A 24595-nucleotide genomic window follows, 5' to 3' on the forward strand; every position below is an offset into this window, starting at 1 on the left:
GTATGTGCAAGGATCGGAAAAAGAATTTGTTTTGGATGAATGGCTGATTTATCCAGAAAAGTCTACCATTAAACGCAACGATGACCTTATCCATTTAGAGCCCAAAATAATGGAGGTTTTAGTATATCTTATAAATAACGCTAACCGTGTTATCTCCAGAGAAGAATTAACCGAAAAGGTATGGCAATCAAAATTCGCTTCTGACGAAGTGATCACCCGAGCAATCTCTGTATTGCGTAAGAAGTTAGATGACACAGGAAAAGTTCATCGTTTTATTAAAACTATACCCAAACATGGTTACGTTTTAGAGTATTCAAATCAAATAGAAGCCCATGCCTTGCCCCCCTTTGAAATTAACAATGAAGTTAAAGGATTTGAACCTAGCATAAATAAGTTTATCAGCCCAATATGGGCAATGATAATAGCAGGGATCGCAATTTTAATAATAATCGCGGTTTTGACTGAAAGTTTTGTAACTGATCAAACAAGTAAAAACAAACAAATACATTTAAAAGTAGACAAGTTTGTTGCTCTAGATAACTTACCTTCTAGCGAAATGGTTGCCAGAGTTCTATCTGAACAGTTAATCACCACATTGAGTAATTCAGAGTCTACTAAAGTGAGCATGGATACCGGTTCATTAACCGACATAGAGAACGATGTTGAATTTATAATAAGTGGTGGAGTAAAAGAAATAAACAGTGACTATCATGTGAGCTTACATTTTATTGATGGAAGTTCGGGAGGTGTTTTGTGGAGCCAATCTTTCGCCGGAGATAAAAAAGCATGGCATCAACTTGTTAACAATATTAGTAAAACCATTGATTACTTTATTAGTGTTGCATACAAAGATAAGCTGAATTTAAAACGATTATCACTGAAAAATTTACAAGCAGCAATTCTCATTCATCAAGCTAGAGAGTTGCGGTTTGTTGATGAATTGAACAATTTTGATTTATCAATAGAGATTCTACAAAACGCGAACGTTTCTTACCCTAATGAAAAGCAAATACTGATGGAACTGGCATTGTCTTATTTAAGAGTTAATGGTGATAACACCAACCCACAACGTCTTCCTATAGTAAAAAGCCTTATAGAACAGGCTGAAAAAGCAAAATATAAAAAAGGGGTATACTGGCTGGTTAAAGCTTTGTTTCTTAAAGAAACAAATGAAATAGATGTTAAGGAAGCTATCGAATTAATTGAAAAAAACCGGCTATTAGAACCAGAGAATGTTGAGGTATTGACTATTTTAGGTAGCTTTTATCGAATATCAAATCGCGATGAACAAGCAATGACCTTATTTTCAAATGCTTTGGCAATAGAACCCGACTTTTCATTGGCAGTCGTTCAACAAGCAAAATTATTAAGTTCACAAAATAATAATTTGCAAGCAATATCAATGGTTGAATCATTTCTTAAAAAGCATCCTAGTGATTTAGGCCTAATTCAGTTACTGGTAAAGCTATATAACGGTAATGGCTTGTTTGACCAAGCAATTAAATTTTTAAATAAAATAGACCTTGATCAATATAAAGGGCTATTGAAGGAACATCTGGCCGCGAGTTATTATTATTTACAAATACCTGTGCGTAGTATTCAGTATTATCAAGAAATTGATGTTTCCGGATATCCTCTTTTGTCCTATCAACTTGATTGTAGTATTTTCACATTAAAGCAGGAATTTAAGCAAGGTACAGAAAGTTGCATATTAGCTGACAAAAGCAAAGCTATTGGTGGCAAATTTCATTACGGCAGAAATTTGATGTTACAAGGGAAATATAATGAAGCCAAACAGCAATATAAAAAAAGTTTCACTGCAATAACTGAAAATATTAATGCGATACAAGCTAACCTATTGATCACTGAGAAAGTCGATTATATCTGGCTCTTGTCAATAACAGGTGAGGAGAAACTTGCCGTTGACTTAGCTACATCGTTACTAAAGCAATTTAGTAACTCTAATCGTATGGGACATTTAGGTTATGGAATTGCAGATGTCATCTTATTATTGTCAATCAATCAACCTGAAGAAGCTGCGAATGCTTTTTCTAGAGCTATAAACGATGGGTGGCTGCATTGGTATGATTGGCGTTATGGTGGTCCACATCCTGCTCTTAATTCACTAGAAAAACATAATAACTACTCTCAATGGATGTTATACCTAAACAATTCATTAACAAGCCAAAGGAGCAAGCTTGCTGACAAAAATAAAAAAACTCCCCAACTAACAACGAATTAGTAGAGGAGTTTGTTTTCAAACTATATGAGAGCTTTTGTTGCTACTATTGCATAGCTTTTATAGGTTAAAAGTTCACATAAAGTTTGTCAGATTCATTTAAAGCAACATCTTCAATACTCACATCACCTAAAGCGTTGTTTAAACGATCTGCTGTTTTGTTTGCCCCATGATTAGCTGCAAATTCAGAAATATTTTCACCATTACATACAACTTTAAGAGCTACTGTTTTGGTTTTTAAACGATATCCATCAACAGTATTATGAAAGCGTATGGTGTTGTTAGATTTTGCTGCTTTACAGACATCTATTAACGCATTTTCCATATAGTTTGACATTCCCGCTGCTTGAACTCCATTAGTTAGTAATAATGAAGACGCAATAATTAAAGCACTGGTAGTGGTTAATGTTAGTTTAGTAGTGTTCATAATTTGTTTTCCTTTCACTTTGTATTTCTTAAATAGGTTGTAACTTCCGCTTTCTTTGAATTAAATTTACAGCTTTATATTTTTACGTTGATTATTCATTTTTGGTTAATCCTTTAAATAAAACTGCATTAATTAATAATTGTCTGCGTTGACCTATTAATTAAAGGACTATTTAGCATTAAAAACCTGATGAAAATATGATGAATATCTACTTTATATCTATAAGAAATATTACTTATCAACAGCTTATGTGCTTAGTTGTGTGGGGTGTGTGTAAAAAGATTCAAAAACATGAAAATATTATATAAAAGAGTATTATTTACTTAAATGTTACAAAATATGTATTTTGTTGGTGAATAAATATTTGCTTTTTCTGAAATATTATTTGACAAGGTAAACGGCAAAGTAAATACAAATAACTGAGTTTTTGTTTTTAACTTTTTTTAATTAAAAAAAATGAATATTTTGTTTCATAAAATTAGGTATTTAGAAAAAATAAGCTACTCTAAAGTTAAGCATTGTTGACTTTTATGCTAATAAGAAAATATTGTATGTATTAATGTGATTTTTTAAAATAAAGAGAATGGGGAATGCGGATGCAATCATTACAAGTAAGAGATTATTTAAACTCTCATCCTGTTACTTTTACACCAGATATGGCGATAGAGCAGGCAAGTGAGATGATCACCAAAACTCATGAGCTTGGTGGGCCTGTTGTTGACCCTACCGGTAATTTAGTCGGTTTCTTATCTGAATCAGATATTCTCGGTAAAATGCTGGAAACCGGGTATTATAATGAACATGTAAGTTCTGTTGACCAACTAATGCGTAAGGATGTTCTTACCATGAAGCCTTACGATAGTATCGTTGAAGTTGCACAAACTATGATGCAAGCTAAACCGAAAGTTTATCCTGTAACAGATGATGATGGGAATTTGTTAGGAACCATATGTCGTAATGATGTATTGGCTGCATTAGATTCGCATATTAGGTCAGCATTTCATGTAACTACTAAAACGGGTTAATCGTTTTGTTACAAGATTTTTGCCATTAAATCTATTTTAACAGAATTTGGGCACTCCATGACAATTCGAAGTTAATTCTTCTTTGAATGAAAAAAGCAACGTTTTCGTTGCTTTTTTCATTTTGAAATTCTGTTAATATTGTCTCTGTTTCTTACATAGCATTTTATGAGTACATTTTGTCCGAGCAATTACCTGATTTTAAACCACTATTAGACTCTTTATTTCAACAATTAACTAATACGCGTAATTGCGATAGAGGCATACTTAAAAAGCGCCTTCATGGCTTGAAAAATATCAATAATGAGAAAAAAAAATTAAATGCACTTGCAACTATTGAAGAGGCAATAAATCAATCGATCAATAGTAAAATACATTTATTAAAATCTATTCCAAAGATTTCATACCCTGAACAACTTCCTGTATCGCAAAGTGTAGATAAAATTGCGCAAGCGATAAAAGAAAATCAAGTTGTGATTATTGCTGGTGAAACGGGCTCAGGTAAAACAACTCAAATACCTAAAATATGTTTAGAGCTTGGCCGGGGTATAGAAGGTTTTATCGGGCATACACAACCTAGGCGTATCGCCGCAAGGACGGTTGCTAATAGAATTGCCGAAGAAATGCAGTCGAAATTAGGGGAGCAGGTTGGTTATAAAGTTAGATTTACTGATCAAGTGTCAAGCAACACTTATGTAAAGCTTATGACCGATGGCATTTTGCTGGCTGAAATGCAACGTGACAGATTGTTAAGGCAATATGACACCATCATTATTGATGAAGCACATGAGCGCAGTTTAAATATCGACTTTATTCTGGGGTACTTGAAGCAGATTTTACCTAAGCGCCCTGACTTAAAAATAATTATTACTTCTGCAACTATCGACCCGATGAAGTTTTCGAAACATTTTAATAATGCGCCGATTATTGAAGTATCAGGAAGAACATATCCGGTAGATATTCATTACAGCCCTTTAGATGAACAGGAAGGGGACTATGTAAACGGAATTATTAATGCTGTTAAACAATTAGATGATTTGCCGATGGGCGATATCTTAGTGTTTTTAAATGGTGAACGTGAAATTCGAGATGTAGCCGCGGCATTAGAAAAAGAGAATTTAAGAGACACACAAATACTGCCATTGTTTTCGAGGTTAACCGTTGCGGAGCAAAATAGGATATTTGCCCCGCATCGTGGACGCAACATTGTATTGGCAACAAATGTTGCAGAAACATCTTTAACAGTACCGGGCATTCGATATGTTATTGACCCTGGAACTGCTCGTATCTCTCGATACAGTTATCGCACTAAGGTTCAACGTTTGCCTATTGAACCGATATCACAAGCCAGTGCTAATCAACGCTCTGGTCGCTGTGGACGTGTTGCCGCAGGTGTTTGTATTCGTCTGTATTCAGAGGAAGATTTTTTATCTCGAGCGGAGTTTACCGATCCTGAAATTTTACGAACCAACTTAGCAACTGTAATATTGCAAATGCTGGCGTTGGGTCTTGGCGACATTAGCCAATTTCCATTCCTACAAGCACCTGATAGTCGAAATATCAATGACGGTATGCGCTTATTAGAAGAGATAGCTGCGATAAAATCAGCTAAATCAGCAAAACCATTACTCACTGAAACCGGTAGGAGTTTATCTCGATTTCCTATTGATCCACGTCTGGCTAAAATGCTACTCAGCGCTAAGGAATTGGGCTGCGCTCAACAAGTAGCCATTATAGTTGCTGCATTAAGCATTCAAGACCCACGTGAACGACCGATGGAAAAGCAGCAGGCAGCAGATCAAGCCCATAGCCGTTTTAAAAATAAAGAGTCTGATTATATTAGTTTACTCAATTTATTTAATTACATAAGACTAAAACAACAAGAGCTTTCCAATAACCAATTTAGACAGCTGTGTAAAAAAGAATTTCTGTCATATTTACGTATTCGTGAATGGCAAGATATTATTTCGCAATTAAAACAAACATTTAATGAGAATAAATGGTCGTGGCCTCACTTTGATCCTGAAGATGAATCCAAACATGAAATTTTGCATCAAGCGATTTTATCTGGTTTATTGAGCCATGTTGGTAATCTGGATGAAAACCGAGAATATAAAGGCGCTCGTGGCAGCAAGTTTTATATTTTTCCTGGTTCAGGCCTAGCTAAGAAAACGCCGAAGTGGATAATGGCTACAGAATTAGTTGAGACAAGCCGGTTATTTGCCCGGATGTGCGCAAAAATTGAGCCTAGCTGGTTAGAGTCGTTAGCGGCACATTTACTTAAACGCAGTTACTCAGAGCCACACTGGGAGAAAAAACGCGGTGAAGTTCAAGCGTTTGAACAGGTAAGCTTATATGGTTTAGTGATTATTCCCAAACGTAAAATCGCGTTTAGTCAGATAGAGCCGGAGACTTGTCGAAAAATCTTTATTAGAGAAGCGTTAGTTCATGGCGATTGCAATATTAATGAAAAATTTCTGCAACAAAATAATAAATTGGTCGCATCAATTGAAGATCTTGAAGATAAGGCGCGTCGTAAAGATTTTTTAGTGGAAGAAGAAGAATTAGTCGATTTTTATTTAGAGCGCCTTCCAGAGCATATTGTTGGCCAAATAAGCTTCCTTAGCTGGTGGAAAAAAAACAAAACTAAACAACCCGAACTATTAAGTTTTTCGAAACAACAATTACTGAAGCAACAAAGCCAATCTTTAAGTGCTAAAGATTACCCTGTTTTTTGGCAGCAGGGTAACATCAGTTTAGCCCTTAGTTATAATTTTGAACCTGGCGCTGACGATGACGGTATTAGTGTCAATATTCCAGTTGGCGTGCTGAATCAAATCGAAGATAACGGCTTTGAATGGTTAATTCCTGCGCTGAGATTAGAGTTAATTACTGCCTTGATCCGCTCTTTGCCAAAGCAACAACGCAAAAATTTTGTACCTGCTCCTAACTATGCCAATGCCTGTTTTGAAACAATATCGCCAAACAATGGTGGTTTAATTGCGGCAATTGAAAAGCAATTATTAAGAATGACCGGTGTACGTATCGCGGAAGATAGTTGGGATTTTAATAGTTTAACTGATCATCTAAAAATGAATTTTAAAATATTGACCAATAAAGGTAAGTTATTAAAACAAGGACGCAATTTATCCCTTTTAAAAGAGCAATTACAGGGTAAGGTTAAAGAGTCGATTAAATCCGTAGCTGAAAAGGGCATAGAACGTGAAAATATCAAAGAATGGGATTTTGATGAAATACCGAAAGCTTATGAGAAAAAAGTCGCTAGTTTAGTGATTCAGGCGTTTCCTGCGTTAGTCGATAAACAGAAAAATGTAGCAATTGAGTTATTTGAACATAAAAGTTTGGCCGAGCAAGCAATGCTAAAAGGATTAACCCGTTTGGTTCTGCTTAATATTCCTTCGCCAATAAAATATCTTGAAGCAAAGCTGCCCAATAAAGCTAAGCTGGGACTGTATTTCAATCCGTTTGGAAAGATTTCAGATTTATTGAACGACTGTATAGAGGCTTGTGCACATCAAATAATCAAAGCCAGTGGCGACTTACCCTATGAGCAAGCGGGTTTTAATCAAGCTCGAGATTTGGTAAGAGCTGATATTGCAGATAACGTTCTAGCCAGCGCCATCAAGCTTGAACAAATTTTAACGCTAAGGCATGACATAGCTAAAAAAATGAAAGGCAGTATCGGTTTAGACATTATCCAGGCGCATGGTGATATTAAACAACAGCTAGAAAAATTAGTGTTTAAAGGTTTTGTCAGCAACAGCGGTGTAGATAAACTTGATAATATTGCTCGTTATTTGAAAGGTATCCTGCGCAGAATGGAGAAACTGCCAATAGATCCTAACCAAGACAGGTTGAAAATGATAGAAATTCATAAAGCGGAAGAGCTTTATAGCACACTGCTATCACAACAACCGAAAAACCAACCAATTGATAGAGAAATCTTAACGATTAAATGGATGATTGAAGAGTTCAGAGTTTCTGTGTTTGCGCAAAATTTGGGGACTTCATTTCCAATATCGTTAAAAAGGATAAAAAATAAAGTCGCTGAGTTTTAACTGTTAACGTTTGCCTCTAAATGTTAAAAATATTGCAGATAAAATTGACATAAGGACAACAACTCCCTATAAAAGAGGGGTGTTTATTTTTGTACTTTTTAAGACCTTTGTACAACTAAGGTTCTTAATAAGTGGATAGTTAATTTTATTAATATAATAAAAACAAATATTTAATTAACTCGTATAAAATATGTTGTCGCAGTAATAGAGGTATCTATGCACAAGTTAGATCAAGATTTTGATGAAAGTCGTTCAATGTTCAGAACAATGGTGAATCAGCAAATGACCATCACTTTGGTTGATGAGGAAGCCAATATAGATGTAATGGTTAATTGTCGTGATATTAGTGCAACAGGTATTGCCGTAGAAATAGGGCACCCAGTTGAAATTGGTACAATAATTAAGTTTCATCATGAATGTGATGAGCAGCTGTCCGCGCCCTTGACTGATTGTAAAGGCAGGGTGTTGCGCTGTGAACAAGAAAGTAAAGATCTATTCTTATTAGCGGTTGAAACGATTGAAAACGAATAAATAGCTATGGGCAAAACTAAATTATTTTGAACTTTAATTTAGTTTTGCCGCTAATTCTATTAATCCATTTGACAGACTAGGCCTTTAAGATAATAACCTTCAGGGTAATTTAGCGAAATAGGGTGGTCAGCTGCCTGATGTAAACGCTCAACAATTCTTCCTTCACGTCTTGCATCTAATGCCGCATCGGCAACAATCTTTTGAAATAAACCTGTATCCATTAACCCTGAGCATGAAAACGTCAATAATAAACCGTTTTTATTAAGCAGTTGCATCGCCAACATATTGATGTCTTTATAGCCTCTGCATGCCCCTTTTAACTGTGCTTTTGATTCGGCAAATTTCGGTGGATCAAGAATGATCATATCAAACTTTTTACCTTGCTCACGGTATTGACGAAGTAACTTGAATACATCTTGTTTTATAAACTGAACGTTTTTATCGGTTAAGTCATTTATTTCAAGATTTTCCTTGGCTAGATCTAACGCTGTTTGCGAAACATCAACATTGATAACTTCTTTTGCACCTGCTTTAGCGCAGTGCAAGGAAAATGTTCCCGTATAAGAAAAACAATTTAAAATGGTTTTATCTTTTGCATATCGTCCTGCCGCTAAACGAGAATCACGTTGGTCTAGGTAAAAACCGGTTTTATGGCCCTTTTCTACATCAACTTTAATTTTAATACCGTGTTCGTTAATAACACATTCAGTAGAACTTAATGGTTCAGTAATCCAACCTTTAGTAAGTTCTAAACCTTCTTTTTTACGCACATCAACATCTGAGCGTTCATAAATTGCATGTTCGGGATACAGTTCGCCAAGTACTCTAAAAATTGCATGACGATGAAAATCTGCGCCAGCACTTAATAACTGACAGCTTAATATGTTGTCATAAACGTCTATTGTTAACCCTGGAAGATTATCTGATTCGCCAGCAATCAAACGAAAGCCATTTAAGCCACCATCTTTAATTGTTTTTTCACGTAGAGTGGCGGCATTGATAAAGCGCGTTCTAAAAAATTCATCATCAATGTTTTCTTGTTGATCAAATGTCCATACTCGAATTCGAATTTGTGATTGTGGTGAATATGCACCTTTTGCAAGCCAATTACCCTTACTGTCATAAATATCTACAGTTTCTCCAGAAAGAGGTTTTCCAATGATTTTATTGACTGCTTTGGAAAAAATCCAAGGATGACGACGTAAAAGTGATTTTTCTCGTGAAGGATTTAACATTATTCGTGCAGACATACTATATTCTTTATGTAAGGTAAAAAGAGCACTGATTGTAAACAATGCCGTAGCAGTTAACAATGAGGCGACAATAACAAAAGGATAAACTATGAAAATTTGCTACATTGCAAAGGTCACAGGTGTTGTACAAGGAGTATATTTTAGAGCGAGCGCTCAAAATATTGCCATAGACTATCAATTAAGTGGCTATGCACATAATCTTGAAGATGGTAGTGTAGAGGTCATGGTGTGTGGTGACGAAGATAATGTTCAACATATGCTCGACTGGTTACATCAAGGACCTGAAGAAGCAGAGGTTGAAAACGTTGTTGTTGATCAAACTCACCCAAGAGATATTAATCATTTTTCTATTGGTTAAATTGCAGCTTTGTAGTTTAACTTGAAGTTTTTAGGATGACATGTGAAGTTTATAGACGTAAATGAACAACAAGAACTAGTATTTAGCCAGACACCACCCCCTGTTATTGATATTGATGAATGCCTGCTTAAAGTGCACGCGATAGGTGTAAATCGCGCTGATTTATTACAGCGAGCGGGTAAATATCCACCTCCACCAGGTGAGTCACCAATATTAGGCTTAGAAGTTTGTGGTGAAATTACAGAACTAGGTAGCGATGTTAATAACTTTAACATTGGCGATAAGGTTTTAGGTTTAGTTGGCGGAGGTGGTTACAGTGAGTATGTGAAGATCAAAGCCTCACATATGATTTCTTTACCTGCTCATCTTAACTATAGCCAAGGCGCTGCAATTGCCGAAGTTTACTTAACTGCCTTTCAAAGTTTATTCACTATTGCAGATTTACAACCCAATGAGAACGTCCTTATACATGCTGGCGCAAGTGGTGTTGGTACAGCGGCCATTCAACTATGTAAGGCGATAGGTGCACAAGTCACCGTTACGGTAAGCTCAGAAAAGAAAGCGATAGCGTGTCAAAATTTAGGTGCTGATAACATCATCAACTATAAAGAAGAAGACTTTGTTGCTTGGAAAAAGCAGCACCTTAAGACTGGTTTCGACGTTATTTTAGATGTTGTAGGTGGCGATTATTTATCAAAAAATATTGATGTGGCAGGTTTAGATTCCCGAGTAGTGATGCTAGCGATGTTGGGAGGGCGCTTTTGTGAAAAAGTTGACGTTGCTAAACTGTTGTTAAAACGAGTTAATATTCATGCTTCTACTTTAAGAAGTCGATCTGACGGCTACAAAAGTAAACTTGTTACTGATTTTTGTGAAAAATTTTCTAATAGTTTGACACAAGGCGTAATAAATCCTGTTATTGAACATGTGTTTGATTGGAGCAAAGCTGACCAAGCCCACAGTTTAATGAGTCAGAATAAAAATATTGGCAAATACATCTTGTCTATTAATGATTAAAGAACTGTTATTACATATAAAAATATAAGCATAGCCACAAACTAATGACCTTACGTGGCTCTGCAGTACTTTAATGAAACAAAATTCCTATATCTAAAGCATTAGCAGCATTATAAGGAGTTTAATTTTAAATTTACAACGCTGCTTTAGTCCGTCCTAACCTGCCTTAAGTCCACTTTGACTATTTATGAATACTTTTTGTTGATTTTTGTATTACCTTTCTAAGAGATTAAAAATAATAATTATTAATATTTGGCTCATCAATTTCATGGGAAATGGAGAATATTATTTAATCGCAGTTCCATAGAATCAGATAAAATACCTAAAGGAAAACTATGAAGTATATTTTACCCCTTGTCACAATACCGTCAGCATTATTGATGTTCGCATGCTCTGGCGACATGACAAATAATGATTTAAAGGAGCAGCAAAGTGCGGTGAGCAGTTGGCATGTTGATTTTTTCGATGACTTCAATACTTTCAATCCTAATAACTGGCAAGATCAGCGTATCTGGGTTAATAATGAAACCCATTGCTATGTCCCGGACAACCAGTTTGGTACCCGTGAAGTGAGTGATGGCACCTTAAAACTTAAAGTAGTTGATATTGGCGAAAAACGCAGTTGTGATAACTTTGACAAACATGGTAAACAACACCCTGATACCCAGTATGTTGCTGGTCGCATCGCTTCCAAAAATCTCAAGGAATTTGTCAAGGGCAAGTGGAGCGCTCGCTTAAAAGTTGAAAACAGTGGTCAATCAGGTATGTTCCCTGCTTGGTGGCTGCTCGGCTCTCAGAATAACGAACCACCCGTGCAGCACCCTGATGAGAACGTGTGTTGGCCGATGGCCGGTTCTGGTGAAATTGATATCTTTGAGCATCATAGTGATGGCGGCCCGAATCATTATGCGGCTCGAGCTATCAAAAGTAATGGTGAGTGCGGAGGCGGTGATTGGCAGGCCCTGATGTTAGTCCAAGAAGCCAAGTTAGACGAATATCATGAATACTCGGTAGAGTGGGTTGCAGATGATGTTATTTTTCGCCTGGATGAAGTTGAAGTCTATCGACTTCCTAGTGAGGCAGATAAACTTTCTGAGCCATTCTTTGCCATCCTGAACTTTGCCAAGATTAATGATTCAGCAATGACAGCTAATTGGGTTATGGAAGTCGACTGGGTGAAACACGAAGCTTGGTATTAATGACAGTCTCGGTTAGGTTAACTAACAACCTGATGATCATTGAGTGGATGTAATTATTCTGCAATAAAAAAGCACTAGATTAGGTAAATAATACCATTCTGCATAAAGATATGGTCAACTCAGTGCTTATCAAACGCTCAAGAACAACCAAAATTTGAAGTAGATAGTTATTCTATCTTCTTTAAATTTTGGGCCGTTATCGTGGGTTTGATAAGCACCCAAAGGGCGATTGTTAAAAGAGCTTTATGCTGCGTTAAACATTTTATCAGTGGAATAACCACAGTACAAAATGAAAGCCTTACCTAAAACCCTTTTAACAATCGCTGAGTGAGTCATTCTTTATGCAGAATGGTATAATGTAGTGCTTTAAACATGTTCAGCTAGGTAATTGTCTTGACATAGTTCCTGTCTATTTTCTAATCAGTTACCTTTGAAAACCTTAAAAGCGTTTTTCCATCTCTTTCTATTGTTTCATTAAACATAGCTAAAGGCCTGATCCAAATATCCTTTTCACCGTAAAGTGGTTGATAAACGACAAATTCTTCCTCAGTTTCACTATGTTTAGCGACATGTAAAACTTGATAAAAGTTGCCTTTAAAGTGTTGATACTTTCCTGTGGGTATACTCATAAAATAATATTCTTTTTAAAACTTTGAGGCTAATTTTACCTTAACCAGCGATATTGCCAACAAATTTTATTCGTTCTCATATCTTTATTAGCTGAATTTTTTATTTATAGGAACATCTTCTATTATTAAATATAGAAACAGTAAATCGAATTTTAATTTGTATGGAGTTTTATAGTGGGTAGTGCATTTAGTTTTCTATGGGCACTTATCTTTTTGTATAGCCTAATCGCGATAGTGTTATTAAAAACAGGTAAGGCATGCCCTAGTAAGCATGTAGGCTATTCTGTAAATGGTCACTTAGTTATGTCTACCGGGGCTCTAATAAATGGTTTAGGATTAAACCCTGCGATTGGCGTAATTATCATCCTATTTGGTGTGTATTTGCATTATAAGAAAATGAAAGAACAGCAATAATGGCTGAGTAATGATTCTTAACCTACACTGATAGAGATTTTAAGGAGATTATTATGCCCAAATATATTATTGAAAGAGAAATTCCTGAAGCTGGTCAACTATCTGCTGATGAATTTACGGCCATATCGCAAAAGTCTTGTTCTGTAATTTCCGAGATTGGGACGAGTATACAGTGGTTAGAAAGTTACGTTACCGATAACAAAATATATTGTGTGTATATAGCTCCAAATGAAGATGTAGTGATGGAACATGCGAATAAAGGAGGTTTTCCAGCAAACAGCATTCAACAGGTGCGCAGGATAATTGACCCAACAACCGCTGAGTAAAAGTTGAGTTCATTAGGGACAAACGCTGATTTTATAGAGAGTACAGTCCGTTGCTCTACTAACTGAGCTATTTATTTTTCCTATAGAAGCAAAAAGACCTGTAACTACTTCTAGTACAGGCCTTCTTTAATGTGGCTCCTCAACCTGGACTTGAACCAGGGACAAACGCTGATTTTATAGAGAGTACAGTCCGTTGCTCTACTAACTGAGCTATTTATTTTTCCTATAGAAGCAAAAAGACCTGTAACTATTTCTAGTACAGGCCTTCTTTAATGTGGCTCCTCAACCTGGACTTGAACCAGGGACAAACGGATTAACAGTCCGTTGCTCTACCAACTGAGCTATTGAGGAATAATTTTTTTAAGTAGTACTATTAGCTACTTTTTGTATGGCTCCTCAACCTGGACTTGATCTAGGGAGGAATCGGCGATTTTATATTAGCCAGTCCGTTGCTTTGCAACTTCATGTATATCATCAGCAAATATGGCTCCTCAACCTGGACTTGAACCAGGGACAAACGGATTAACAGTCCGTTGCTCTACCAACTGAGCTATTGAGGAATTGTTCTTTTTTAGGTTTCTAAACCTGACCACCGTTTAACTAAATATTAAACCATAGCTTTTTAATATGGCTCCTCAACCTGGACTTGAACCAGGGACAAACGGATTAACAGTCCGTTGCTCTACCAACTGAGCTATTGAGGAATTGCCGTTAAGCAAGTTGCTTAACGGGGCGGAATATTATATTTCTATATCGAGCCTGTCAACACTAAAAATAAGATTAATTTCATTTGTTGTATTGTTTGCTTGTTTTGCATACAAATTGTCGCTGAAATAGCCGCCTTGCGGCAAGTTGCTTGTTAATATTATTTTAACAGGTTTGTTGTTTTTCTTAAAAAGTTATCCACTGTTTTTGTGGATAACTATGTGTACTGAAGTGTAAACAATTTGTACAGGGCTGTTTCTATTGAATTTTCTTACTCAATAAATTTCTACAATGAATTTTTAATTTCAATATTTACAGTAAGTTACAGGGTTATTGCTCATAAATGAAACTAATGGATTGATTTGTAACCAATCTAGCTTATAACTCTACCATTGTGTATAAATTGATGGCTTTACAGAAATTATTAATAAATTACCTATTAATCTAATAATTAATTAGCTAGTGCAGTAAGTATCTTTTACAATACTAAACTTTCTTTTTCTCCAAAGTATTATTTTATCGATGACAACAAAAAATAAACGAACTAATCAAGATTTATTAAATGATCCTGTAAGTACCACCTTAAAAAATATGACCATTCCAATGATTTTCGGCATGGTATTATTAATGACATTTAATTTAGTTGATACGTTTTTTGTTAGTCTTCTTGGCACACAACCTTTAGCCGCGATTAGTTTCACTTTTCCGATCACCTTTACAGTTATCAGCTTGTCAATTGGTTTAGGTATAGGTACATCTGCGGTTATTGCGAAAACGTTAGGTAAAGGCAATACAGAAGATGCACGTAATGCCGCGACCGTTGCACTATTAATTACCTCAATCATAGTGATTGTTTTGTCTTTTGCAGGCTATATTTTCTCTGATCAAATATTCACATTATTAGGTGCCGAACCGCATTTATTACCCCTTATTCATGATTATATGGATTTATGGTTTTTGGGAAGTGTTGGTTTGATTGGCCCAATGATCGGTAATGCCGTGTTAAGAGCGTCTGGTGATACTCATACACCTAGTATTGTTATGGGCAGTGCGGGATTAATAAATGCCTTATTAGATCCGGTATTCATTTTTGGTTTTGGTCCTATACCTGCCATGGGTATTCAAGGGGCAGCGTTAGCGACAGTCATCTCTTGGGCTTTTGGTCTAGCATTTATTACCTATGTTTTAGCATTTCAACGTAAACTCATTCACTTATCCTTACCAGAATGGTCTGTCGTTAAAAAATCAGCAGGGCAGATACTACAAATTGGTCTACCAGCTGCGGGTGCTAATATGTTAACGCCTATAGCCGCCGCCGTTATGACTGCTATTGTGGCTGGCTATGGAGAATCTGCAGTTGCAGCGTTTGGTGTTGGTTCTAGAATTGAATCTATTGCCTGTTTAGTTGTACTGGCTATGTCGATGACTTTACCACCTTTTATTAGCCAAAACTTTGGCGCTGGTAATATTGACCGGGTAGAACAAGCTTTCAATGTATCGGTTAAGTTTGTCATACTATGGCAAGTTGCAATATACGCAGTGCTTATTTTAATTTCACCGTTGATCACCTCCGCGTTTGCTAAAGAACAAAGCGTGGCTGATATCATTACCTTATTCATGTGGATATTACCGTTAGGTTATGGTTTACAAGGTATAGTTATATTAACCAACTCTTCATTTAATGCTCTACATAAGCCTATAGTGGCTTTAATGCTTAGTATTATTCGCTTATTTATATTTTATGTACCATTAGCTTATGTTGGCAGTTTATTCTTCGGTTTAACCGGGTTATTTGTTGGTGCATTATTGGGAAATCTGTTTATGGCTGTAGTGTCTTATTACTTATTTAATAAACAGTTTAAAAACCCGGAAACATTAAGTTCGGCGGAAGTGTAATCATGAGTAAAGAATTTCAAATCGTATCTGATTATACCCCAAGTGGTGATCAACCAACGGCCATAACCCAATTAATGGACGGTTTAGACTCTGGTTTAGCACATCAAACACTACTAGGAGTGACAGGCTCTGGTAAAACCTTCACTGTTGCAAATGTTATTGCCAAGCAGCAGCGCCCAACAATGATATTAGCACCTAATAAAACACTCGCAGCTCAACTTTATGGTGAAATGAAGGAATTTTTCCCCCATAACGCGGTTGAATATTTCGTCTCATACTACGATTATTATCAACCAGAAGCTTATGTTCCAACCACAGATACGTTTATTGAGAAAGATGCTTCAATAAATGAACATATCGAACAAATGCGTTTATCGGCGACTAAAGCGCTATTAGAGCGTCGCGATGTTGTCATTATTGCTTCTGTATCGGCGATATATGGTTTAGGCGATCCTGATTCATATTTGAAAATGATGTTGCACCTTAGACAAGGCGATATTATTAATCAGCGCGACATTTTAAGACGTTTGGCTGAATTACAATACACTCGTAATGATGTAGCGTTTCAACGTGCTACGTATCGCGTTAGGGGCGATGTTATTGATATATTTCCTGCTGAGTCAGACCGACTTGCCATTCGAGTTGAATTGTTTGATGAAGAAGTGGAGCGCATTAGCCAATTTGATCCACTTACTGGTCAGGTCGAAAGTATATTGCCGAGGATAACTATTTATCCCAAAACTCACTACGCAACACCACGTGAAAAAATACTTGCCGCAGTTGAAAAAATCAAAGTTGAACTAAAAGAGCGCGCAACACAATTAAAAGATAACAATCGCCTGGTAGAAGAGCAGCGAATAGTACAACGAACTCAATTTGATATTGAAATGATGACAGAGCTGGGGTATTGCTCTGGTATAGAAAACTACTCTCGTTATTTATCTGGTCGTGAACCTGGTGATGCGCCGCCAACGTTATTTGATTATTTGCCAGATGATGGCTTACTTATTTTAGATGAATCGCATGTCACCGTACCGCAAATAGGTGCCATGTATAAAGGCGATAGGTCGCGTAAACAAAACCTGGTTGAATATGGCTTTCGTTTACCTTCTGCGCTAGATAACAGACCAATGAAGTTTGATGAATTTACTTCAATATCACCGCAGACTATCTATGTATCCGCTACGCCAAGTGACTATGAAATAGACAAGTCGTCAGGAGAAGTAGCCGAGCAAGTAGTACGGCCTACAGGGTTGTTAGATCCAGAAATAGAAGTTCGTCCTGTTGAGACACAAGTAGATGATCTATTGTCTGAAATTAATATCAGAGTTGCTAAAAACGAACGAGTTTTGGCAACTACCTTAACGAAACGAATGGCTGAAGATTTAAGCGAATACCTTACCGAACATGGTGTTGCAACTCGTTATTTGCATTCAGATGTTGATACCGTAGAACGTATGGAAATTATTCGTGATTTGCGCTTAGGTAAGTTTGATGTATTGATCGGCATTAACTTATTACGAGAAGGTCTCGATTTACCAGAAGTGTCGTTAGTAGCGATATTAGATGCTGATAAAGAAGGCTTTTTACGTTCAGAGCGTTCGTTAATTCAAACCATTGGTCGAGCTGCCCGTAACTTAGAAGGCCGGGCGATTTTATATGCTGATAAAATCACTAAATCGATGAAAAAAGCGATTGATGAAACAGAACGTCGTCGAGCTAAACAGCATAATTACAATATTGAAAATGGCATTACACCGAAAGGGTTGGTTAAAAAAATTCAAGATGTAATGGGCGTTGGCAGTGGTCTAAAAGAAGGGGATCTAAAGCTTGCTTCTCCTAAGGCAGAACAACATATTTTAACTACTACAGAAATAGATAAAAAAGTTGCTAGCCTTGAAAATGAAATGTTTGACCACGCACGCAATTTAGAGTTTGAAAAAGCTGCCGCATGTAGAGATGAAATATCGAAACTACGAAATTTACAACTTAAAACTTAACCCAGTTTTTACAGTTAAACTCTTGAACTATAAAACGTAATTATTTCTGCAATATCGTCGGTATTGCATTTACGTAAACTGGATATTTCATTGATGATTTTGTCCTGAATATCAACAGGAAATAACATTAACTGTTCTAAATACAAATGTGCTTGTAACTCGTCCTTTGCACTAATGAGATCGGCTAAATGAATAGCATGATGTTCCCAAATAGAGCCCATACGTCCTCCTATAATTAACTAAGACATACGCTAAGTTTAGGTTAGAAATTCACATTTAGCCTAATAAATATGGGCTCTTCAGCCATTTAATCGTTAAGTTTATAATTGCAAAAGCTAAGTTATTTATTTAAATGATATTTTTTAGGGGACATATACGGCCAGATAAGTTGTATTCAGCCGTTTACGTTAGTATTTCCAACATGCTTGTTGTTTATTCATACTCTAAGGGATCTGTAACCTTATTCATTTTAAAGGCTTCAAGACGTTCTTCACAGGCACCACATTTACCGCATGCTTTTTCTCTACCGTTATAGCAAGTCCAAGATTTACCATAGTCCAAATCCATAGCTAAGCCGTCAGTTAAAATGTCAATTTTAGTTTGGGTTAAGTAAGGGCTGAATATTTCAACCGGTTGGTAGTTGGCAATCTGACAAACATCGTTCATTTTCACCACAAATTCGGGACGGCAATCAGGATAAATTGCATGATCGCCTGAATGAGCTCCATAATAAACCTGGCTTGCTTCTACAGAGACAGCATAACCAACAGCAAGTGATAACAAAATCATATTACGGTTAGGGACAACCGTCGACTTCATGCTGTCTTCTGCATAATGTCCTTCTGGAATGTCTATATCATCAGTTAACGATGAACCAGCAAGCAGCTGATTAATGGCACTAATGTCGATAACTTTATGAGGAATGTTTAATTCATTACAAACATTTGCGGCATAGTCAATTTCTTTTACGTGCTTTTGACCGTAGTCAAATGTTAAGGCATATACTTGTTTGCCATCTTTTAACGCACGGTTAAGTACAGTAAAAGAATCCATGCCGCCAGAGTAGATCACGACTACTTTATTCATGTTCTTTTCTGCTAGATTTTCAGCCATTTGTTCTTGCTCTTAGGTTATACTATCGATAATTAGCAATATTATACCAAGTTAAATAATTTGGTATTAGATAAAATTATAAAATCCAAAAGATTATTTATTATGAGTCACTATAAAATTAACGAATTATTTGAAACTCTTCAGGGAGAAGGGTCATTTACTGGTCAACCCTCTATTTTTTTACGACTACAAGGTTGCCCTGTAGGATGCAGCTGGTGTGATACTAAACACACTTGGGAAATAAACTTAGACAGTGAAGTTACCAGTGATGTGGTGCTTAATAAAAAAGCAGAAACTGATGAGTGGGTAGATTTAACGCCACAAGACATGCTTAGAATATTTCAAAGTAAAGGTTTTAAAGCAAAACACATTGTTATTACTGGTGGCGAGCCTTGTATGGTTGATTTGAAACCAATTTGTGAGCTGTTTGAACAACATGGGTTTTCTTGCCAAATAGAAACATCAGGAACCTTTGAGATTTTAGTTTCGGATGACTGCTGGGTTACTGTATCACCAAAAGTAAATATGCGCGGCGGTTATGATATTTTATCATCTGCGATGCAACGAGCTAATGAAATAAAACATCCTGTAGCGACCGAGCAACACGTAGATGATTTAAAAGCATTACTGAAAGAGCATAATATTAAATCTACGCCGATTTATTTACAGCCTATTAGCCAAAAAGAGCGTGCCACTAAACTTGCTATTGATACCTGTATTGAAAACAATTGGCGCTTGTCTGTACAAGTTCATAAATATATTGGTATTGAGTAACGTTCTAAAATCCTAATACTCAACATTGCGATTAAACGGTGGCAAAGAATCTAGCAAGGCTTTGCCATAACGCTTGGAAACTAATCGCCGGTCTAAAATGGTGATCATGCCAGTATCTTTTTCATTTCTTAATAAACGACCACAAGACTGAATAAGCTTCTTCGATGCATCTGGTACAGATAACAACATAAACGGGTTACCACCTTTAAGCTTTATATATTCAGCTTGAGCTTGATCTACAGGTGACGTTGGCACTGAAAAGGGCAACTTGGTAATAATTAAGTTTGTTAAATATTTTCCAGGCAAATCAAGCCCTTCAGAAAAACTTTGGCTGCCAAAAATAATACTGGTTTTGCCTTCCTCACAGAGCTCTTTATGATTTTTGATTATTTCTTGTCTTGAGGTCTCTCCCTGTACTTGTACTTTAAATTTTGGTTTCTTTCGCAACGCATCAGCAACTTTTTCCATTTGCCAATAAGATGAAAATAGTACTAAATTTGCTTGCTTCTCTCTTAATATTACCGGGATCTTTTTAATAAGTTCTTCTGTAAATTCATCACTTACGTTTGGCTCATATTGCATTTTTGGAATACTGAGTACGGCATTTTCTTGATAGTTAAAAGGGGAATCAAGTTTTTTGTATTGAGTACCGTCGTTATTGCCAAGTCCTGCTTGTTTTCTAAAATGTTCAAAAGAATTTAACGCACAAAGTGTCGCTGAACATAGCACTGCCGCTTCACATTTGCTCCATAAGTTATCTTCAAGAAAAAAACCGACTTCAATAGGGCTGGCACTTATTAGGTAGTCATCGCGTTTACCTGATGTTTTCTCGATCCAACGCGCAAGTGGTGCACCTTTTTCAGAGTCGGTTTTAGCGTACATATACCAAATTTTTTCTAAATTTTCTAAGCGTTGAATTTCAAAACCTGATTCAGCTAGCAATGGTTCAGCCAAGTACATTTGTACTTCACCGTCTTTAACTTCTTCCATTAATAAATTATATAGCTTGTTTACTTCGCTTAGCGCTTTTTTAGTTGTTGATGAGATATCTTCAGCCAAGTTCTTCAAGTTTTGCGGAATAAGGCCATTTTCAAAGCGGTATTGTTTTTCTTTGGCAAAATAGGTTTGTTGGTTGGCATCTAAAAAAGAATTTACTTTTTGTAAATCAGCGATGATCTCCTGAGTAAAATCGGCGAGTTTAAGTGTAGGTGAAATAGCGCGTTGGCTCTTGCATAACTTACCTATTTTGTCACTGGTTACTGCTACTTTGGTTAACCATTCAATGGCACCTTTTACTGTTGCCATTGCTGAGGAGTGATCACGAGTAATATCAGGTAAGTGGTGTGCTTCATCGATAATATAAATACTATCTTCTGGCTCTGACAGTATTTTACCGCCGCCAAGCTCTAGATCGGCTAACAGTAAACTGTGGTTAACCACTAGTACATCTGCTACATCCATTAGCTCTCGTGCTTTATGAAAAGGGCAATGGGTGTGCTCACTTAAATGCTTTAAACAACTGTGCTTATCACTTTGGATGTGTTGCCAAATATGGTTTGGAATGGGCGTAGGCCATGAATCTCGATCGCCTTGCCATTTACCTGAGCTTAGTTTGTCATGTAAACGCTTTAACAATTTAACATCGCTGGCTTTGGGTTTCTCATCAAACATGGCAACTTGCGCAGTATCGCTATCGGTATGACAAGCAAGACCTAAGCGATGCTTACATACATACCGTTGTCGGCCTTTTACTAAACAGTATTCAAACGCTAAACCTGATGTATCCAATAAAAATGGTAAGTCTTTTAAAACAAGTTGCTCTTGCAGGGCGACAGTTGCTGATGATATTACTACCTTTTTATTACGTGAAATGGCTAATGGGATAGCCCCTAGACAATAGGCTAAAGATTTACCTGTACCAGTACCAGCCTCAATAACTATGTGTTTACGATCTTTTGAATATTCGCCAGCAATGGTTTTGGCAATTTCGGCAATTAGGTAAGCTTGTTGTTTTCTAGGCGTAAAATTTTCAAGTTTTTCGCCTATGCTTTTATAAGCCTTACGGATAATTTCCTTGGTTTTATCACCTAACATTATTTTTTTGTTTCCATTAGCGAGCTGCTTTTATATACTGCTGTATATATTAACAGGTTTTTATATTAATTCGACTTTTAATGTCCATAGAACTTCAAAAAGGTTTTCTCCTCACCAGGCAAGTGCAAGACACTCGCCAAGGCATGCTTTTAACCTATTGGTTAAAGGGCGAAGATGGCCCGTTAAAAATAACAATAAATAATGAGTTAGCGGTATTTTTTGTTGAAAAAGATCATGCTGCTGACGCTCATCAATTTTTAATTCAAAACAACATAATTCATCAGCATAAAAGCTTAAATTTAAAAAACTTTAGTCAAAATGATGTTGATGGTTTTTATTTTGACAAATTGAAAACATTCTATAAAGCCAGAGAACTTTTAAAAGCTAATGACATTAAATGTTTTGAAGATGATATAAGACCAGAAGATCGGTTTTTAATGGAGCGCTTTATTACCGGCGCAATGGAATTTACCGGTGTCGAACAAAACGCCGTTGGCTTTAATCAATATCATCAAGCTAAAGCGAGAACAACAAATTTTACTCCTGATTTATCGATGCTTTCTATCGATTTAGAATGTTCTTTTGACGGTGATTTATTTTCTATAGGGGCGTATAGCGACAGTATTAAAAAAGTCTTTATGATTGGGGAATTACAAACCGACAGTGCTGATTATATTGAATGGGTAGAGGACGAGTACGATTTATTACTTAAGTTTATTACTTGGCTAAATGAGGTCGACCCTGACATTATTATTGGTTGGAACGTTATCAACTTTGATTTTAAATTACTGCAAAAACGTTGTGATATTAATAACATAAAATTTGCTATCGGTCGTGACGGCAGCGCGCCATTTTGGCGGCAAAACCGTTTAAGCCCTGAGCAAAACTTTATTTTGATTGCAGGCAGAGTGATACTCGATGGTATCGATTTACTAAAATCAGCAACGTACTCATTTCCAAGTTTTTCACTCGAATATGTTTCTCAGCATCTACTCGGCATAGGTAAAGACATTGAAGATGTCGATAACCGGGTAGAAGAAATTAAACGCAAGTTTTTATATCAGAAACAACAACTGGCCAGTTACAATCTTGAAGATTGTCGCTTAGTGTGGCTTATTTTTGAGAAAACCCAATTATTAGATTTTGCAGTACTACGTTCAGCATTAACTGGGCTAGAACTCGATAGAGTCGGCGGGAGCGTTGCAGCGTTCACTAATCTATATTTGCCTAAACTGCATCGTAGTGGCTATATCGCGCCTAACATGGGAGACGGAGAAAGTGATTTAGTATCCCCCGGTGGTTATGTAATGGATTCAATTCCAGGGTTATACAAGAACGTTTTGGTGTTAGATTTTAAAAGTCTGTATCCAAGTATCATTCGAACTTTTAATATTGATCCCATGGGGTTAATTGAGGGGCTGCTTGAGCAACAAACCGAACGAGAACTACAAAACCCTGATATTCATAAAACCATACCAGGTTTTGATGGCGCCTACTTTTCCCGCGACAAACACTTTCTACCCAAGATAATCGAAAGTTTGTGGGCCGAGCGAGACAAAGCTAAAAAGCAAAGCAATGCGCCATTATCGCAAGCGATAAAAATTATCATGAATTCGTTCTATGGAATTTTAGGATCAACGGGTTGTCGATTCTTTGATCCAAGATTGTCTGGCTCTATCACCAAGCGCTCACATCAATTATTAAATCAAACCAAAGATTGGATCGAAGAATTGGGTTATTCAGTGATATATGGTGATACAGACTCAATATTTGTCAGTGTTGGTGCAAATAAAACTGATCAACAAAGCCAATCTATTGGCAAAGAGATGATGACCCTTATTAATAAACGGATGAATGCTGAACTGAACGAGAAGTATAAAATAGAATCGGCGTTAGAAATTGAATTTGAAACGCATTTTCATCAATTTTTAATGCCAACAGTGCGCGGGCAAGATATAGGTACGAAAAAACGCTACGCAGGTTTAGTTGGGCGAGGTGAGCAAGAGAAGCTTATCTTTAAAGGGCTGGAAAGTGTTCGCACCGACTGGACAGAACTTGCCAAAGGTTTTCAGCAAACACTTTATTTGAAGGTGTTTAACGAAGAGCCTGTAGAAGATTATATCCTAACAATGGTTGCTGATACTTTAGCTGGTAAGTTTGATGATAAATTAATTTATCGAAAACGCTTACGCAGAAAATTAAGTGATTATCAAAAAAATATTCCTCCACATGTGAAAGCTGCTCGCCATGCTGATCATTTAAACGAAAAACTTGGTAAGCCTTTACGTTATCAAAATAAAGGTTGGATAGAATACGTCATGACTGTTAACGGCCCGCAAGTTAAAGAACATTTAACATCAGCTATTGATTATCCTTTATATATTGAACGGCAATTAGGCGCTGTTGCGGATGGTATTTTACCGTTTATCGGTAAATCGTTTGGTGATATAACGGATGAGCAGTTGCAACTATTTTAAATAACAGGTATAAACTTATTTAGATGGCTAGATAGCTATACG

At 36.5% G+C, this 24595-nt stretch carries 19 protein-coding genes and 3 tRNA genes; 13 read left to right on the plus strand and 9 right to left on the minus strand.

Annotated features, from left to right (window positions below; translation table 11 throughout):
* Positions 1 to 4 precede the first annotated feature (4 nt).
* Entirely contained in the window at positions 5 to 2242 is a 2238-nt protein-coding gene (locus tag RI844_RS03340) for a FlgO family outer membrane protein (protein WP_348397057.1), read from the plus strand.
* Positions 2243 to 2306: 64 nt separating this feature from the next.
* Here RI844_RS03340 and RI844_RS03345 read toward each other — a convergent pair whose 3' ends face one another.
* The gene (locus tag RI844_RS03345; RefSeq protein ID WP_348397058.1) at positions 2307 to 2666 is read right to left on the minus strand and encodes a DUF3718 domain-containing protein; all 360 of its coding nucleotides are present in this window, start codon (positions 2664 to 2666) and stop codon (positions 2307 to 2309) included.
* Positions 2667 to 3262: 596 nt separating this feature from the next.
* On the opposite strand from RI844_RS03345, the gene RI844_RS03350 reads away from it, so the two are divergent.
* From RI844_RS03350 to RI844_RS03360, 3 genes are all read left to right on the plus strand, one after another.
* Positions 3263 to 3691 carry a CBS domain-containing protein gene (locus tag RI844_RS03350; RefSeq protein WP_348397059.1) on the plus strand — a complete coding sequence of 143 codons (429 nt, stop codon included), beginning with the start codon at positions 3263 to 3265 and terminating at the stop codon, positions 3689 to 3691.
* A gap of 176 nt (positions 3692 to 3867) precedes the next feature.
* Positions 3868 to 7767: an ATP-dependent RNA helicase HrpA gene (hrpA, locus tag RI844_RS03355; protein WP_348397060.1), complete on the plus strand. Its 3900-nt coding sequence runs from the start codon at positions 3868 to 3870 to the stop codon at positions 7765 to 7767.
* 216 nt (positions 7768 to 7983) lie between these two features.
* A complete protein-coding gene (locus RI844_RS03360) occupies positions 7984 to 8298 on the plus strand; it encodes a PilZ domain-containing protein (protein WP_348397061.1) in 315 nt (104 codons plus the stop codon).
* Positions 8299 to 8357: 59 nt separating this feature from the next.
* Here the strand turns inward: RI844_RS03360 and RI844_RS03365 are convergent, their stop codons facing one another.
* Positions 8358 to 9548, minus strand: a complete 1191-nt coding sequence (locus RI844_RS03365; RefSeq protein ID WP_348397062.1) for a class I SAM-dependent methyltransferase — start codon at positions 9546 to 9548, stop codon at positions 8358 to 8360.
* Positions 9549 to 9639: 91 nt separating this feature from the next.
* On the opposite strand from RI844_RS03365, the gene RI844_RS03370 reads away from it, so the two are divergent.
* The 3 genes from RI844_RS03370 to RI844_RS03380 all read left to right on the plus strand — a co-directional run bounded on the left by RI844_RS03370 (position 9640) and on the right by RI844_RS03380 (position 12125).
* Entirely contained in the window at positions 9640 to 9909 is a 270-nt protein-coding gene (locus RI844_RS03370; protein ID WP_348397063.1) for an acylphosphatase, read from the plus strand.
* Positions 9910 to 9951: 42 nt separating this feature from the next.
* Positions 9952 to 10926: an NAD(P)H-quinone oxidoreductase gene (locus RI844_RS03375; protein ID WP_348397064.1), complete on the plus strand. Its 975-nt coding sequence runs from the start codon at positions 9952 to 9954 to the stop codon at positions 10924 to 10926.
* Between the two features lie 380 nt (positions 10927 to 11306).
* Complete coding sequence (locus RI844_RS03380) at positions 11307 to 12125, plus strand: glycoside hydrolase family 16 protein (RefSeq protein ID WP_348397065.1); 819 nt, start codon at positions 11307 to 11309, stop codon at positions 12123 to 12125.
* A 416-nt stretch (positions 12126 to 12541) separates the two neighbouring features.
* Here the strand turns inward: RI844_RS03380 and RI844_RS03385 are convergent, their stop codons facing one another.
* Entirely contained in the window at positions 12542 to 12754 is a 213-nt protein-coding gene (locus RI844_RS03385; protein ID WP_348397066.1) for a DUF1653 domain-containing protein, read from the minus strand.
* Between the two features lie 174 nt (positions 12755 to 12928).
* Here RI844_RS03385 and RI844_RS03390 point away from each other — a divergent pair, with 174 nt between their 5' ends.
* Positions 12929 to 13168 (plus strand): hypothetical protein, encoded by a 240-nt coding sequence (locus tag RI844_RS03390; RefSeq protein ID WP_348397067.1) that lies wholly within the window; start codon positions 12929 to 12931, stop codon positions 13166 to 13168.
* Positions 13169 to 13221: 53 nt separating this feature from the next.
* A complete protein-coding gene (locus RI844_RS03395) occupies positions 13222 to 13494 on the plus strand; it encodes a DUF4242 domain-containing protein (RefSeq protein ID WP_348397068.1) in 273 nt (90 codons plus the stop codon).
* Between the two features lie 275 nt (positions 13495 to 13769).
* Here the strand turns inward: RI844_RS03395 and RI844_RS03400 are convergent.
* The 3 genes from RI844_RS03400 to RI844_RS03410 all read right to left on the minus strand — a co-directional run bounded on the left by RI844_RS03400 (position 13770) and on the right by RI844_RS03410 (position 14198).
* Positions 13770 to 13845: transfer RNA gene (locus RI844_RS03400), tRNA-Asn, on the minus strand.
* A 133-nt stretch (positions 13846 to 13978) separates the two neighbouring features.
* Positions 13979 to 14054: transfer RNA gene (locus RI844_RS03405), tRNA-Asn, on the minus strand.
* 68 nt (positions 14055 to 14122) lie between these two features.
* A tRNA-Asn gene (locus tag RI844_RS03410) sits at positions 14123 to 14198 on the minus strand.
* A 523-nt stretch (positions 14199 to 14721) separates the two neighbouring features.
* On the opposite strand from RI844_RS03410, the gene RI844_RS03415 reads away from it, so the two are divergent.
* Entirely contained in the window at positions 14722 to 16095 is a 1374-nt protein-coding gene (locus tag RI844_RS03415) for an MATE family efflux transporter (RefSeq protein WP_348397069.1), read from the plus strand.
* Positions 16096 to 16097: 2 nt separating this feature from the next.
* Positions 16098 to 18095 carry an excinuclease ABC subunit UvrB gene (gene uvrB, locus RI844_RS03420; protein WP_348397070.1) on the plus strand — a complete coding sequence of 666 codons (1998 nt, stop codon included), beginning with the start codon at positions 16098 to 16100 and terminating at the stop codon, positions 18093 to 18095.
* A 14-nt stretch (positions 18096 to 18109) separates the two neighbouring features.
* Here the strand turns inward: uvrB and RI844_RS03425 are convergent, their stop codons facing one another.
* On the minus strand, positions 18110 to 18316 hold the full coding sequence (locus RI844_RS03425; protein ID WP_348397071.1) for a hypothetical protein: 207 nt from the start codon (positions 18314 to 18316) through the stop codon (positions 18110 to 18112).
* A 211-nt stretch (positions 18317 to 18527) separates the two neighbouring features.
* Positions 18528 to 19208 carry a 7-cyano-7-deazaguanine synthase QueC gene (queC, locus tag RI844_RS03430; protein WP_348397072.1) on the minus strand — a complete coding sequence of 227 codons (681 nt, stop codon included), beginning with the start codon at positions 19206 to 19208 and terminating at the stop codon, positions 18528 to 18530.
* 102 nt (positions 19209 to 19310) lie between these two features.
* Here queC and queE point away from each other — a divergent pair, with 102 nt between their 5' ends.
* Entirely contained in the window at positions 19311 to 19982 is a 672-nt protein-coding gene (gene queE, locus RI844_RS03435) for a 7-carboxy-7-deazaguanine synthase QueE (protein WP_348397073.1), read from the plus strand.
* 12 nt (positions 19983 to 19994) lie between these two features.
* Here the strand turns inward: queE and dinG are convergent, their stop codons facing one another.
* A complete protein-coding gene (gene dinG / locus RI844_RS03440; protein ID WP_348397074.1) occupies positions 19995 to 22076 on the minus strand; it encodes an ATP-dependent DNA helicase DinG in 2082 nt (693 codons plus the stop codon).
* Positions 22077 to 22156: 80 nt separating this feature from the next.
* On the opposite strand from dinG, the gene RI844_RS03445 reads away from it, so the two are divergent.
* Positions 22157 to 24553, plus strand: coding sequence for a DNA polymerase II (locus tag RI844_RS03445; RefSeq protein WP_348397075.1), 2397 nt, complete (start codon positions 22157 to 22159; stop codon positions 24551 to 24553).
* Positions 24554 to 24595: the final 42 nt, after the last annotated feature.

The organism is Thalassotalea fonticola (assembly GCF_032911225.1).
Lineage (GTDB): Bacteria > Pseudomonadota > Gammaproteobacteria > Enterobacterales > Alteromonadaceae > Thalassotalea_A > Thalassotalea_A fonticola.